The sequence below is a fragment of the Romboutsia sp. BSD2780061687b_171204_C1 genome (genome assembly GCF_015560225.1).
In the GTDB taxonomy this organism is placed as follows: Bacteria; Bacillota; Clostridia; order Peptostreptococcales; family Peptostreptococcaceae; genus Romboutsia_C; species Romboutsia_C hominis.
Genome location: NZ_JADMRK010000002.1, coordinates 564,884 through 579,653 on the forward strand (window position 1 = coordinate 564,884; position 14,770 = coordinate 579,653).

The 14,770-nt window shown below is 27.9% G+C and carries 17 protein-coding genes; 7 read left to right on the forward strand and 10 right to left on the reverse strand.

Features of this window, described 5'->3' with window-relative positions:
- Nucleotides 1-298 precede the first annotated feature (298 nt).
- Nucleotides 299-2,593, reverse strand: a complete 2,295-nt coding sequence (locus I2H23_RS07660; RefSeq protein ID WP_195581416.1) for a cell wall-binding repeat-containing protein — start codon at nt 2,591-2,593, stop codon at nt 299-301.
- Between the two features lie 326 nt (nt 2,594-2,919).
- Nucleotides 2,920-3,198, reverse strand: coding sequence for a Mor transcription activator family protein (locus tag I2H23_RS07665; protein WP_330383783.1), 279 nt, complete (start codon nt 3,196-3,198; stop codon nt 2,920-2,922).
- Between the two features lie 182 nt (nt 3,199-3,380).
- Here I2H23_RS07665 and I2H23_RS07670 point away from each other — a divergent pair, with 182 nt between their 5' ends.
- The 3 genes from I2H23_RS07670 to I2H23_RS07680 are packed head-to-tail and all read left to right on the forward strand — an operon-like array spanning nt 3,381 to nt 4,046.
- The gene (locus tag I2H23_RS07670; protein WP_195581417.1) at nt 3,381-3,605 is read left to right on the forward strand and encodes a DUF1659 domain-containing protein; all 225 of its coding nucleotides are present in this window, start codon (nt 3,381-3,383) and stop codon (nt 3,603-3,605) included.
- Between the two features lie 59 nt (nt 3,606-3,664).
- Entirely contained in the window at nt 3,665-3,892 is a 228-nt protein-coding gene (locus tag I2H23_RS07675) for a DUF2922 domain-containing protein (RefSeq protein ID WP_195581418.1), read from the forward strand.
- A 16-nt stretch (nt 3,893-3,908) separates the two neighbouring features.
- Nucleotides 3,909-4,046, forward strand: coding sequence for a YvrJ family protein (locus tag I2H23_RS07680; protein WP_330615399.1), 138 nt, complete (start codon nt 3,909-3,911; stop codon nt 4,044-4,046).
- A 35-nt stretch (nt 4,047-4,081) separates the two neighbouring features.
- Here I2H23_RS07680 and I2H23_RS07685 read toward each other — a convergent pair whose 3' ends face one another.
- Together I2H23_RS07685 and I2H23_RS07690 are read right to left on the reverse strand one after the other, a co-directional pair.
- Nucleotides 4,082-5,386, reverse strand: coding sequence for a replicative DNA helicase (locus I2H23_RS07685; protein ID WP_195581419.1), 1,305 nt, complete (start codon nt 5,384-5,386; stop codon nt 4,082-4,084).
- Between the two features lie 8 nt (nt 5,387-5,394).
- A complete protein-coding gene (locus I2H23_RS07690) occupies nt 5,395-6,186 on the reverse strand; it encodes a conserved phage C-terminal domain-containing protein (protein WP_243248248.1) in 792 nt (263 codons plus the stop codon).
- Nucleotides 6,187-6,367: 181 nt separating this feature from the next.
- On the opposite strand from I2H23_RS07690, the gene I2H23_RS07695 reads away from it, so the two are divergent.
- Nucleotides 6,368-6,724 carry a helix-turn-helix domain-containing protein gene (locus I2H23_RS07695; RefSeq protein WP_092923892.1) on the forward strand — a complete coding sequence of 119 codons (357 nt, stop codon included), beginning with the start codon at nt 6,368-6,370 and terminating at the stop codon, nt 6,722-6,724.
- A gap of 167 nt (nt 6,725-6,891) precedes the next feature.
- Nucleotides 6,892-7,062 (forward strand): hypothetical protein, encoded by a 171-nt coding sequence (locus I2H23_RS07700; RefSeq protein ID WP_195581420.1) that lies wholly within the window; start codon nt 6,892-6,894, stop codon nt 7,060-7,062.
- Between the two features lie 50 nt (nt 7,063-7,112).
- Here I2H23_RS07700 and I2H23_RS15475 read toward each other — a convergent pair whose 3' ends face one another.
- Nucleotides 7,113-7,391, reverse strand: a complete 279-nt coding sequence (locus tag I2H23_RS15475; RefSeq protein ID WP_279310917.1) for a PIG-L family deacetylase — start codon at nt 7,389-7,391, stop codon at nt 7,113-7,115.
- A gap of 247 nt (nt 7,392-7,638) precedes the next feature.
- Complete coding sequence (locus tag I2H23_RS07710; RefSeq protein ID WP_195581422.1) at nt 7,639-9,276, reverse strand: cell wall-binding repeat-containing protein; 1,638 nt, start codon at nt 9,274-9,276, stop codon at nt 7,639-7,641.
- Nucleotides 9,277-9,840: 564 nt separating this feature from the next.
- Between I2H23_RS07710 and I2H23_RS07715 the strand changes: the two genes are divergently transcribed.
- Complete coding sequence (locus I2H23_RS07715; protein ID WP_195581423.1) at nt 9,841-11,115, forward strand: IS3 family transposase; 1,275 nt, start codon at nt 9,841-9,843, stop codon at nt 11,113-11,115.
- A gap of 141 nt (nt 11,116-11,256) precedes the next feature.
- On the opposite strand, the gene I2H23_RS07720 is transcribed toward I2H23_RS07715, so the two are convergent.
- Nucleotides 11,257-11,505, reverse strand: a complete 249-nt coding sequence (locus I2H23_RS07720; protein WP_195581424.1) for a hypothetical protein — start codon at nt 11,503-11,505, stop codon at nt 11,257-11,259.
- A gap of 148 nt (nt 11,506-11,653) precedes the next feature.
- On the opposite strand from I2H23_RS07720, the gene I2H23_RS07725 reads away from it, so the two are divergent.
- Entirely contained in the window at nt 11,654-12,739 is a 1,086-nt protein-coding gene (locus I2H23_RS07725) for an acyltransferase family protein (protein WP_195581425.1), read from the forward strand.
- Nucleotides 12,740-12,741: 2 nt separating this feature from the next.
- Here I2H23_RS07725 and I2H23_RS07730 read toward each other — a convergent pair whose 3' ends face one another.
- From I2H23_RS07730 to I2H23_RS07740, 3 genes are read right to left on the reverse strand one after another with little or no spacing between them, the layout of a single operon-like run.
- A complete protein-coding gene (locus tag I2H23_RS07730; protein ID WP_195581426.1) occupies nt 12,742-13,149 on the reverse strand; it encodes a GtrA family protein in 408 nt (135 codons plus the stop codon).
- A gap of 60 nt (nt 13,150-13,209) precedes the next feature.
- The gene (locus I2H23_RS07735; protein WP_166505969.1) at nt 13,210-13,854 is read right to left on the reverse strand and encodes an HAD-IB family hydrolase; all 645 of its coding nucleotides are present in this window, start codon (nt 13,852-13,854) and stop codon (nt 13,210-13,212) included.
- 8 nt (nt 13,855-13,862) lie between these two features.
- Nucleotides 13,863-14,765, reverse strand: a complete 903-nt coding sequence (locus tag I2H23_RS07740) for a decaprenyl-phosphate phosphoribosyltransferase (RefSeq protein ID WP_195581427.1) — start codon at nt 14,763-14,765, stop codon at nt 13,863-13,865.
- Nucleotides 14,766-14,770: the final 5 nt, after the last annotated feature.

Genomic DNA, 14,770 nt, shown 5'->3' on the forward strand with positions numbered 1-14,770 from the left:
AATACACAAAATTGAACTTTATACTGGAATGAATTTTCATTCCAGTATTTTTACTTTATGCAATCTTTAATTCTTATTCAATTCTATAATTTTTAATACATTTCTTGTTTCATTATTTCAAAGAAGTTTTCCATCATCTAAATGTGCTTGTAACTACATGAAATATTACGATAATAGCTGCTATGGCTATTATACTAGTTTTATACTTAAATAAGTTAACTATAAGCAACTTTAAAAAGAGTATAGACTTTCGTCTATACTCTTTTAGGAAGATTGATGAAATTATATTAAACAAATACTATTTTGTGAATAAGTTATTTATAGTTGACCAAACTTGAGCAGCTATACCTTCACCTATTTGAGTCTTATTTGTTATAGTTGGTTTTTTAGCTTTTATTACTGATTGTTGCTCAGCATTTACAGCATTAGTTGCTAATACTACTGGAGAATTAGTTTGACCAGCTAATACACCTGCAGATAAAGCATCAACTAATCCTTGGTTATCTGATTTAGCAACATATAAGTTTTTCATATTATCAGCTGTAGAAAATTCTTTTATAACTGCAGCATTAGTACCTTGTCTATCAGCACCTGATAATCTTTCTGTAGCATTAGTCATACCAGCATCTTTTAATTGAGTTTTTATAGATTCTGGAGCTCTATCAGCACCACCTATTATATATGATTGAGCAGCCTTATTTCCTGATATATAATTTATTTGATCTGTACTTAATCCAGTTTTATCATTAGCTAATAATATTGGATTAGTAGCCCCTCTTCTAGCAGCGATTGGTGCTATACTCATAGCATCTGGCTCTGCATATCCACCAGCAACATATATATCTCCATTTAATGTTGGTTCCATAGCTTTAGCTATTGCTAAAGATGTTTCGTATCTATCGTCACCTTTTATTCTTTCTGTCTTGTAATCTTTAGCTTTTAATTGAGTTTCAACAGATTTAGATATAGTGTTTTCTCCACCTATTACATAAACTGTTCCTCCATTTTGCATTACTCTTTCTATTTCTGCCATAGTTTTATCATTAACTTTATCTTTTCCAGTTAATAATATTGGAGCAGTCTTACTTGCAGCAAATGGAGTAGCTGTTAATCCATCAGCTAAAGCAGTTCCTGAAACTAAAACAACATTTTGTGCTGAGTTATTAGCTGTAAATGCAGCTTTACTTACTTGTACAGCTGTATCATATCTATCAGCACCAGCTAATGTTTTTATTGGAGCATTGCTAGTTAATGCTTGTTTTAATGCATTTAAATCATTATTACTTCCTGATATAACTGTTTTAGCAAATGCACCATCAGCTTCATTTGTAGCTACACTAGCAGCACCAGTCATCTCTTTAGTTTTGTCTACTGGGAATGTTATAGTTAATGTACCGTTTGTAACATCACCTATAGTAGCATTTCCTGCTGGAGTTTTTATTGCATTGTAGTCTTGTATAAATTTATATAATTGATTTCCTGCATCTGTAAATCTACCTATTGAAGAATCATATAAGTCTTGTGCTTTATAGTTAGTAGTTGCAACTGCTTTATAATCAACACCATAGTTTCTATTAGCTTCAAAATCACTTGGTTGTCCATTTTGAGCTGTTTGTAAGTTTTCTCTAGCAACTTCAAATCCTGTTACTACTGTATTGTCATTAGTAGCAGCTTGTTCATTAGTTGTTACACCAGCTATTACTTGTCCATCTTTATCTAAGTAACTTCCTGACTTATCTTGAGAATATATAGGAGCTTGTAAGTTAAGTACAGTATCTCCTGTTTTTATAACTAATGGAGTTTTATTATTTTTTAATGTTAATGATACAGTATTATCATCTACTTTTGTTACATCATCTATACCTGTATTACTTTGAGCTTTATCTACTGCAGCTTGTGCATCTGTTACTGCCTTATCTGCTGCTGTTTTTGCTGCTTGTGCAGCTGTTAATTCAGTTGCTGCATCTGCTGCTGCTTTCTTTTGTTCTTCTGTAACTGAACCTGCTGCCTCTGTTACTGCCTTATCTGCTGCAGCTTTTTTAGCTTGTGCCTCTGTTACTGCATTTGCTGCATTTGTTGCATTTTGTTGTGCAGTTGCTAGAGCTTTTTGTGCAGCTTCTTTATCTAATGGTGTATTTAATAAAGCTTGTACCTCTTCTTGAGTATATTTTCCTTCTTTCCAGTTAACTATTTGTCCATTAACTGTGTTATGTCCATTATCTATTACTTCTATATTTAAGAATTTATTTGTTGTATCATTTAATTTAGCTAAAGCAACATCTAATTGATCCATATTTTGTAGACCATTTATGTTATTTTTAGTGTCATCGCATTTTACATTTATAGTATAAACACATTGTCCCGCTACAGCTTTAGTTAATCCTGAATATGTCACATCCTTTAATAAATCAGCATCACTAGTATACTTAGTGTTTAAAAATCCTTGTATTTCCCCTTTTAATTGATTAACTGCATTAGCATCAGTAGAAGCTATTACTTGATTATCTAAAGTATCAGCAAAAGCTAATGCTGGAGCTACTGAAGTTGCCGCACTAACTGCAGCTATTGTTATAGCCATATTTCTTTTTTTCATAATATTTCCCTCCGATTTATGTTATTTTAACATCTCTCAGGTCTTTGTATCTCTCACAAGATTAATCATAGTCCAGGAAAATATTTATTTCAATGGTTTTAGCCAATCTTTCAAATTTGCGGAGTCCCCTTTTTTCGACATTTTCTAACATTCAAATCCATTTTTTTACATTTTAATTTCTCTATATACTGCCATTACATAGCTAAAGCTATCCCCTTTTTTCGACACCTTTCCCCTTTTTATTTGAAATCACTACATTTTTGAACAAAAGATTCAATTTCTAACTTTATCATTTCAAACATTATTCACAAATATTTTTCTAAATCTTAACCGCATTTAACTATTCTTCTTATATGATTTACGCTCATTTTATATTCCCTAGCTAATATAGATGCATTAACTCCATTAAATCTTTTAATAATTTCTTCATTCCTTTTATCCCTTATAGCACTACTATAAGTTGGAACATATAAACTGTTACCTCCATATAGTTTGCATATTTCTAAATATACTTCTTCACCAACTAACTCATATAAAGCCTCTAAGTCTTCTCTTATCATACTTTCCTCCTGTTTTTTATTATTTTCCTTACTTTTTCCTTCTATTTATATAGTAGTGTCACTAAATACCTCTTTCCACAAAAGTATTTGAGAAACATATATCCCTTACATAAGTTGTAAACACACATTATAACTACATATAACTTTTCTCACCTATTATATAAGTATAAGCAAGGTAACTTGCTAAAATAACTTAGCTAATTGCTAAGAATATAAGGAGGATTATTATGGCAGTAGTAGTAACTAAAAACCCATCAGGACTTAAATTAAGATATGATTGTGGAAAGGATGATGAAACTGGAAAAAGCATAGTTAAAAGTAAAACTTATGCTAATATATCACCAGATGCACTAGACCAAGATGTATATGATGTTGCAGTAGCAATTTCATCACTTCAATCTAACACTCTTTTAAGTGTATCTAAAATAGACACTAATACCTTATCAGAATAAAATTACTTATTTTATATGTTATTTAAAAAATTTAATTATTAAAATTAGGGGGATATATTATGGAAATAAAAAAGAAACTTGTAATGACTTTTAAAACTTCAAATGGAAAAAATTTTTCTTTATCAGTAGATGATCCTAGAGAAAATCTAACTGAATCTGAGATAAAGTCTGCTATGACTTTGGTTTTATCAAAAGGTGTATTTGTTGTAAATGGAGAGGAATTAGCTGCTTTAGTAGATTCTAAGGTAGTTCAAACTGATACTACTGAATACGACTTAGTTGTATAATTAGTTGGAAGAAAACTTGCAAAATCTGATTGCTAATGTTGGCTTTCCTATTGCTCTTTCTATGTATTTATTAGTTAGAATAGAAGGAAAGCTAACTAAACTAACAGATAGTATTAGTGAACTCTCTAAAAATATAGGGGCTGTCTCTAAATAGAGGCTAGCTCCTTTTTACTTTTCCTATAATAAACATTAATAGTTAATAGACTGAAAATGAAGTCTTTTTCCATTGTAGCAATAATGCCTATATCCAGTTTCCCCATCTCTACACTTTGCAACTATTAAATCAACTAGCTTTATTCCATTTTTTCTAGAATTTATAACCTTATCCCTATTTGCACCTATAGCTTTTATAGCATCCTCAAAATCAGAATTAACAGGCTCATGAATATATACTACATTGTTGCTATCGTGAAATATGGCCTTACTATCTCTCATTGGTCTCTCTCCCCAAGGTCTAAAATCCTTCATCTCATCATTTAATTGACTAAGCTGGATAACAGGTATATTAAAATCTAAGGTGATATTTTTAAGCTCCCTAGATAAACTAGCCACTTCTCTTTCTCTATTTTGCATAGTAGATTCAACATTCATAAGCTGAACATAATCTATAATAACTAAATCTGGCTCTAACTCTCTTATTCTTCTTTTTAAAGCGCTAATAGTGCTTATCTTATCATTTATATACATTAAGTTTTGACTAGAGTACTCCTTAAAAGTATCTATAACCAATTTCCACTCATCTTCTTCTAATTGCTTATTCTTCATTTTCTTGGTGCTAATTCCAGTCTTTTTTGTAATATTTCTCATAAAAACTTGCTCATTACTCATTTCCCTACTAATAAATAATACCTTTTTCTTTTGAAAAACACAGTTTAACATAATCTGAAGAGCTAGGGCAGTCTTTCCAACACCACTTCTAGCAGCAATAGTTGTAAGCTCTCCTTTAAAAAGTCCACCTATAATATTGTCCAAATATTCAACACCAAACTTTATTCCCATATTTTCATCATTTTCTAAATAATGAAGTAAGTTTTCACAAATATCCTTGACACTATCATTATAGTTTTGAGTATTTTTATTTAAAATTTCCCTCATTCTTTTCTCAAAATTATATACAACCAAATCCATATCTTCATCATCACCTAGGTCTTGAAAAAGATTAGTACAATTTTTAATAATCTCTCTTCTTAAATACTTGTCCTTTAAAATTCTAATATGACTATCTATAGAATAATTTTCTCCAATAGCTACCATATCAGTTAAATAGCTTATCTCTATGTTAATACCTCTGTCCTTAAGCTTTGTATATACACTTTGAATATCAATAGCCATATTATTTTTATACAAAACTTTCATAACATCTAAAATATACTTATGGATATTTATAGTAAATAAATCCTCATATAATTCCTCTAGCTTAAAATTTAAAGTATTATCACTTATCAAGCTCCCAATAATACTTTGCTCTATATTAATAGCATCAAACTTCTTCATAGTTCCCCCTAATAATCAAATTCAATTTCCCATTCTCCATCAGACTCTTCTTTTGAATAATTTAAAATTTCTTCATTCAAATACCCTTCAAACTTATTGCTAAATAAAGTTTCAGGTCTTAAATATTTTTGCATATCACTATACATCCATTGTTTTGACTTAATATCTATCACTTTCTTAAAATCTTCTAACTCAAATCCTTCATTTACCCTTGCCTTAATAAGGCTTTTTGTTTTATTGGTGGTTGGTTTAAAATTCTTTTTACAGGTTTTATTAAAATAAGCAATTACATCAATACATATATTATTTATTTTTTTATTTATATTATCTTTTTCTAAGTTGCCTTCTTTAGTTACACATTTATTATCATTATTAGTATCACTGTCTATATAATCTTTAAAATCTTTATCCCCTAAGTCCTTAAAATCACTAATATATAATATTTCACTTAAATTTGCATCATTATCATTTTTAGTTATTATTTTTGTATCAATTTTAGTATCATGCTTAGAGTCAGTTATATATTTATATATAGAACATTTATTAGTTTTATTACCTTTAACTACCCTACTAATAATACCTAACTCTTCAAAACTTTTAATTAATCTTTGCACCTTGCCCTTAGAAAAGCCAAGCTCACTAACTGCCCCACTTATAGTAAATGTAAAATACCCAGTTTTAAGTTTTTTATAAATATTATTAGCATTAACCCTTCTCATAAGATAGTGATTAAAAATAATCTTATCTACATCCTTAATTGGATTAAACCTAAGGACTCTAATACTTAACTTACTATACATAAAATCCCCCTTTAAGTTTTGTATTTGTTAATTAGTTTTATTTTTGTTATCTTTAATTAAATTGTAGTTCTATTTACGTTAACTTTCAATATGTTTTTAATATTTTTTGCTAATATTTGTTTTTTAGTTTACACTAACGAAACTTTATACTATACTTTAAGTATGGTGAGGTGGATTTAAAATGACTTTTGGACAAAGATTTAAAGAACTTAGGATTCAAAAAGGTCTAAAACAACAAGAGTTAGTAGATGATTTTAATAAGATATATGGTTATACATTCACAAAGTCAGCAATATCTCAATATGAAAACGACAAGAGAAAGCCAGAAACAGAAGCACTTAGAGATTTCGCCCTGTACTTTAATGTATCTTTAGATTACTTACTATGTATAAATGAAGACAGAGATATTAATATAGATATAAAAGACCAATTTTTAGATTTTGTTGAAGGATTCTTTAAAGATAAAGATATTAGTAGAGATGAAAAGGACAAGCTATTTAAAGAGCTGTCTACACTTTATTTTGATTCATTAAAATAGGCTACGCAAAGCGTGGCTAATTTTTCAGCTTAGTGCAAAACATATATTCTGTATATTTACGAACTTTTGCACTATATATACTATTTATTTGGATTTTTGCTTCTTTTGGTTACTTAATGTCATTTTAAACAATTTTAATTATAATAATAAACTCAGGGGGATTTTTTATGTTTAGCGAATGTAAGTTTCTTAAATTTGATGATAAAGCACCTACTGCTAAGGACTTTGATAAGATAATGGAAGTTGCTAGCGTTGTTTTTTCTAGTGATAAATTTAGTGATGAAGATAAAAAAGATTTTTATATAAGAATTAGCATTATGTATGAAATGTATAGATAAAAGCCAGGTATATACCTGGCTTTTACTTATATTATTATTTTATAAATTCATTATTGATTATAAAGATATCCATGAGTTCCACATATCCTATTATCTTCCCCATTTAAAGTAAGCCTTGCCTTAGACTTTGAACCATTAGCCATAAGTACAACTTTAACATCACACCCTTTGTCTATATATCTTTTAAGTATAGTTGAAAAACTAAGCATATCATCATCTTGATGTGGTATAAAAAATATAACCGAATCCCCTTTACCAACTTCATTAAAAACAACATTTTCAACCCTTCTTCCTACTTTATATATATTTTTAGATTTAATTTTGTTCAGTAAATTAAACTGACTAGTTGATAAATTTCATTTTAATACAATTAGCATTGGAAATTTTCCCTTTGTGCTTAGCTAAGATTTCTAACTACCAAGACCTCAGCGAACTTTCATAGTCATATACTTAGCACATGTAAAATGGCATATCTTACTTAAGTAAGATATGCCATTTATCTTTAGTATAAAGTTAAATATTTATACAAAATTTTTAGATTTATCAATTTTATATAATAAGCTTTATAATGCTATATTATTTTCCTATAAATATTGACTCTATAAATCTAACAACATGTCTTTGAACACCGTGACCTACTTGATATAATGTTTCTCCTATTTGATCTGGTTTATAATTTTTGTATGCTGCAGTTTTCTTTATAGAATTTTCTTGAGCTTTAGTTACATTATTTGTAGCTAACACTAAAGCAGCTTTCTTCTTCCCTGCTAATGGTCCAGCTGCTAATGCATCTACTAAGTTTGCATCTTGAGCTATGAAAATAGATTGTGCATCTTGGTGGAATCTTTCTATAACCTTTGCGTTAGTTTCTTGAACATTAGCTCCTTGAATTCTTTCTGGAGCAGCTCCGTTTCCACTTGGCTTAGCTATTATATCAGCCATATCATTTTGTATATTTTCGTTTAATGCATAAGTTCCACCTATTATATATGCAGAATTTAACGCTTCACCCTTTAACCATATTTTAACATCATCAGCTATTCTATTTTCTTCTAGTAAAATTACTGGCTCCTTGCTTTGAGCTGCAACTGATGCTATAGATAATGCATCTCCCTCTCCTTTATATCCACCTGCAAAGTAAACATTCTGTATATCACTTATTGAATCTAACTTCTTAGCTACTTCAAATGAAGTTCTCATTCTATCTGAACCTGATATTCTTTCTACATTTACTCCCATAGCTTTTAATTCATTTATTATTGATTGTGGTACTGTGTTTTCCCCACCAACAATATATACATTTTTAGCACCTAATCTATCTATCTCTAACTTAGTATCTTTTCCTAAAGAAGTTTTGTTAGATACTAATATTGGAGCATCCATAGCTGCTGCTAAAGGAGCCGCTGTTAATCCATCAGGAGTTCCATTCCATCCTACTAATATTACATTTTCAGCTTTTTTCCATCCTTCTTGGCTAACTTGAACTGCAGTTTCACATCTATCTACACCTGCTAAAGCTGATACCATAGAATCTGTAGTATTATTTGCTGGCCTTCCCCATACATTTACTACCATGTTATATGCATTTGGTGCACCTGAAACAGTTACTTTAACACCTGTTTTTGTTTGTTCTTCATTTGCAATTGTTTGTACATCAACTTTTCCGCCTAATTTTTTAGCCTCTAATATTCTTTGATGTAATCTTAAACCTTGATCATTTAATTTACCATTTGTTTTAAATAATTGGCTAGCTTCTACATTATATTCATTTACACCAGCTTTATTTATAACTATTTCTGCAACTAATTTAGACTCTATATTTTTCCCTTTCTCATCAAAGTCAACTATAGCATTGTACTCACCTTCGAATCCTACTCTATGACCTCTATCAGTAACTTTTATTATAGTTTTAGTTGCTGTTTCTTGCTTTTCTATTTTGTAAACTGGAACATCTTCAAAAGTTCCATTTTCATTTTTTTCATACTTAACGTATTCTTTAAAGTATGGTCCTTGGCTATTTTGTATCCACTTATTATTTGTATATTTTTTTTGTGCTGCTTTTTGTAATTCTACTTCTACTTTTGCTATTCTCTCTATTTCACCTGCAGCTATTTCTATTTTTTTAACTTCATCTGCACTCGCAACTATCGGTGCTGCAACTTGTGCAACTGTAGCAACTGCCATTGCCATTGCTATATTCTTTTTCTTTAACATGTTCGTTCCTCCCCAAAATTATATAAAATAATTACATCTCTTTATTTATGTAAATTCCGTCTATCATATTTCTCACAAAGTTGTATTTCTCACACAAATAGATAATAATATAATCTCTTTTAATTTTCACCTATTTTCGTTTTACATTTTTCTGCATATTATCACATTATTTTCTTTATATTTTTAATTTTTCTATTTTTATACATTTTTTTATGTTTTCCGCCGTATCATTCATGTCTTTTTATGTCATAATTATTATTTTTGTTTTATAAATAATTTTATTTTAAAATATTTTTGTCGTAAAATGTATTACACTTTTTTTACTAACTTGATGTTATTATTTTATTACTAACTATAATCTTTTTGCCAATTTTATAACCAAGACCACTTATATCTTTTTTTGAGCCCATTTTTATTTGTTCAAATTATTCAATATGCTAAATAATAATAAAAAAAGAAGGTTCAAAATATTAAAATGGATCCTATATAGTGGACACGAGAAAAAGCGTGTCTATCTATATAGGATCTTTTTTTGTAAAATATTAACTGAGGAGTGATTAAAATATGACTAAAAAAATATTTAAAGAACATGAAATATTAGAGTTATCTAAGAATAAATACGTAAAAAATATGACTTCTAAAGGGATAACTTATACTAATGAATTTAAATTACAGTTTATTGCAGAATATAAAGATGGAAAAAATTCGAGAAAAATTTTTGAAGATGCAGGATTCGATATTGAGATGATTGGTGTTAAACGAATAGATTCAGCTAGTTTAAGATGGCGAAATGCGTATAAAGATAAAGGGATTTTAGGTTTAGATGATACTAGATCTTTAAATTCAGGAAGAACCCTTAATAGAGAGTTAACTATTGAAGAAGTTCTTGCTAAGAAGGATGCTGAGATAGCGTATCTCAAAGCGGAGCTTGAATTAATAAAAAAGCTCGAGCTACAAGAAAGGCAGGTGATAAATAATAAGTTATCACCATCTAAGATATTTAAAATAATACAAAATTTAATTAAAGATTTTAATCTTAATAAGTTGACGAGATATTTATGCAAAATTGCTAATGTCTCTACTTCAGGTTATTATAAATTTTTAAATAACTTTAAAACTAGAGATATGAAAGAATATAGCGATCTTAAATCAAAAGAAATTATTCTAAAAGCATTCAATTATCGCGGATATAAGAAAGGTTCTAGATCTATAAAAATGGTATTAAAGAATAAATTTAATATCATAATGAATAGAAAGAAAATCCAAAGGATAATGAGAAAATATAATATTATTTGTCCAATACGTAAAGCTAATCCATACAAACGCATAGCTAAGGCGACAAAGGCACATAGGGTTGTTCCAAATAAGCTTAATAGAGCATTTAAACAAAATATACCTGGAAAAATAATGTTAACTGATATCACATATATGCCGTACGGCAATAATAAAATGGCGTATTTATCTACCATAAAAGACTCTTCAACTAACGAAATACTAGCATATAAACTTTCCAATAGTTTAGCTATAGACATTGTAATTGAAACTATAGATAAATTGATAAAATTAAAACCATTTAGATTACATAAAGATGCATTTGTACATTCCGATCAAGGGTTTCATTACACAAGTCCAATATTTCAAAGACTACTTAAAGAAAATAACTTAGGCCAATCTATGTCTCGAAGAGATAACTGTTGGGATAATGCTCCGCAGGAGTCATTCTTTGGACATATGAAAGATGAAATTGATTACAAAAATTGTAACACAATAGAAGAACTTAGAATTTTAATAGATGATTATATGGATTATTATAATAATAATCGCTGTCAGTGGAATTAAAAAAAGCTAACTCCTGTACAATACAGAAATCAGCTTTTTAATAACTCTCTTTTTCTAGTGTCCTTGACAACGGATCCACTTTAGATATCCCTTCTTTATTTTAATATATGTTTAAAATCTTATATTTTTATTTTAAGTTTATTATTGTACATCCTTTGCTAATGGATTCCAAGTTAAAGCTACTGGTTCAATTTCAGTTTTTCCATCTACCTCAACTTCTAAAGTGAACATCATCTTTATATATTTTATATACATATCATTTAGAATTGTACCTGGCCCCATATTCTCTTCTTTGAAAAATTCTGTAAATCTTCCTAGTGCAATATCTTTTCCTTCATCGTATCCACTATCTTCTGCTCCTGTTTCAATATATATAATTTGATCCTTCATATCAGCAAAGTTTTCAAAACCAGTATTTACTGTTCTACCAGTTTCATCTATTTATATTTATTAAAGTAATAACTATATATCTAAGATTTCTTTTATATATGGTATAATATTTATTTGGATATATTACATTTTACAAGGAGTTGACATTTTGAGAGACAAAAAACTAGATATTTATCGCGGTCTTATAATGATGTATGTAGTTGGAGTTATACATACTCTATTTTGGTTCCCTGTTTCTAATCACGTTTTAAAGTCACTTTTCTTATTTGAAATGGCTGTGGTATTTTTTATTACTGGTGCTAGTTATTCTCTTAGCTCAAAAAAAAGCTACATTAAATACCTTATATCTCGTGTTCCAAGGGTTATAGTTCCATATCTTATTTTTGGACTATTTGTTATTTTCATTCAATATATAGCTTATATTTTAGGAACTTCTATTACTGATTCTCCTATAAGTATATTTGTATATGATACACTACATCCTTTAAAGAAACCTGGGGTTTTCATACCTTTTATTACTTGGCATTTATGGTTTATGCCTGTGTACTTATTGTTAGTACCTTTCATACCCCCAATGTTTAAGTTATTTGAAAGTCTAAAAGGTATTTTTAAATTTATCCCTTTATTATTTATTGCAATATTAGTATTCTATTTTGAAAATACTACTCTTAATATTGATTTTAAAAGTGTTATTTTCTATGCTTTTTGGATTTATACAGGATTTTTCTATACAAAATTTAAGGATGTTAATATTTCAGTAGTCAAAAATATAGCTATATCTTTGATTCTTTTTATAGCTTTAGTTTTAATTGTTAAGGGTGATAGATATGTTTTAAATATGTCTACTAATAAATTCCCTCCAAATTTTGCATTCTTAGTTTTTACTATGACTGCTTTTAGCTTTTTATATATGTTTAGAAAAGTTATATTAAAATTTGGGGATTTACCTTATATAAGAAATATTGTTGATATTTATAGTGCTTATGGTTTTACCCTTTATTTATATCAACCTTTTACTTATTTATTACTACAGCCTATTTATCTATATTTATTTAATTTAACTGGATACAACTTTGTTTTAAGATGTGCTTTAACTCTTATAAATATTGTTGCTGTTATTTTAATTAATATTATATTTGCCAAAACTTTTGGTAGGTTTGAGAATTTTAAGCTTAAATTTAATTCATCTAATATAAATATAAAAAATAATATGGATATGAAAAAAGCGTCATAATTTTATGACGCTTTTTTTTTAAATATTATTACTTTGCTTAGTACATAGTTTAGTACTATTACTAATATGTTTGTAAATATCTTTGTTATAAAGTCATTGATTCCCATCATATCTATCATCACATACATTAATATCATTTCCATTACACCTGATAATAGTCTACAACTTACAAATGACGTAAATTCTTTTATTAAAAATTCTAGCTCTGTATTATTACTTTCAAATACAAAAAACTTATTTGTTATATATGCAAATATTACTGCTACTATCCATGCTATTATATTTGCTACCATATAGTTTAGTTCTATTATTCTTGTTAATCCTATATATGTAGCTATATTAACACCTACTGTTAGCCCTCCAAAGACTAAATACATGATGCTTTCTCTATACTTTTTTAATATATCCATATTATTCTCCTATTTAGTATTTAACCACCAATTTTTAATACTGGTGGTTAATGGTTATAGCTATGCTTTTTGTATATATTTATGATTTATTTTTTCTTTTATACTTCCATCTTTTTTGTTTACTAGATATGCATTTTTTACTAATTCAAACATTGGCATATCGCTCATTGAATCTGAGTATGAATATGAATTTTCATAGTCTATTTCTATATCTAGTTTATTTAATACTTCTTCAATTCTTTTTACTTTCTCTTTCCCTTTACAGTTGTTTCCTATTATTTCATTTTTATATCTATTATTTTCATATAATAATTCTGTACCTATCACTTCATCTGCATATTTATATTCTTTGAAATATTTCATATATGCTTTTGGTGATGCAGTTATCATTATTATTGTTGAATCTTTTTTTGATTTTTCTATTATGTCTTTTATATTTTTATTTATCTTAACTTTTAATTTTTTATCAAAAAATTCTTTTAATTCTTCTTCACTAAAGTTTACTATTGGGCTAAATACAGCTTCTTTTGCTTTTTTCAAGCTAGTTAACTTTAATGCATACCCTACTAGAGTTATAAATATATATGGTATTTTTATTATTGTTTTTAATGGCTTTGTTTTTAGTGAGTATAGTATAAAGTCTATCATACTATCTGTATTTATTACTGTATAGTCTATATCTAGTAATAGTACTTTCTTTTTCATATACCCTCCTACATTAATATTAATAGGCAACTTAATACCCATAATATCACATTTATTTGTAGAGTTCTATCTTTTAATACTACATCAGTTGGGTTTCCTTCTTCTGTTGTATTTATTATATAGTTATATCTAAGCACTCCATATACTACAAATATTGTTGTATATATCATTTGAGGTTTATCTGGATTACTTGTTGAGTAAAGCGCATAACATACTATCACAGAACTTAATACTACTCCCATCATCTGGTTTATTATTTCTGAGTTATACTCTTTTAATATTTTTCTATGTTCTCCTGCTTGATTTTTAAGTCCTTCTATTTCTTTTTTTCTTTTACCTAGCCCTAAGTATAAAGATAAGAAGAATGTACATAATATTATCCAACTTGATAATTCTACTCCTATTGCTACACTACCTGCACATACTCTCAATATAAATCCTATTGCTATTGAAAATACATCTAGTAGTACTACATTTTTTATTTTAAATGAGTATAATAGGTTATTTATTAAGTATATAAATATTATGGCTGTTAGTTTTAAGTTTATTTTTGATGATAAAACTAGTGCTACTACTACTAATCCTATTAACAATACTACTGCATTTTGTATTTTTATTTTCCCACTTGCTAGTGGTCTTTTACATTTTTTAGGATGTAATTTATCTTTTTCTATATCTACTATATCATTTAACACATATACAGCTGATGATATTAGACAAAATGATATAAATGCTATTATTGTTTTATATATTAAATCTAAATTTCCTATGTTATTTGAAAATATTAGTGCCGCTACTACAAATAAGTTTTTTATGTACTGATTTGGTCTCATAAGCTTTATGTATTGACCTATTATGTTTTCTTTTATTATGCTATCTTCAATGACAATTTCTTCTTTTAAATTTTGCATATATT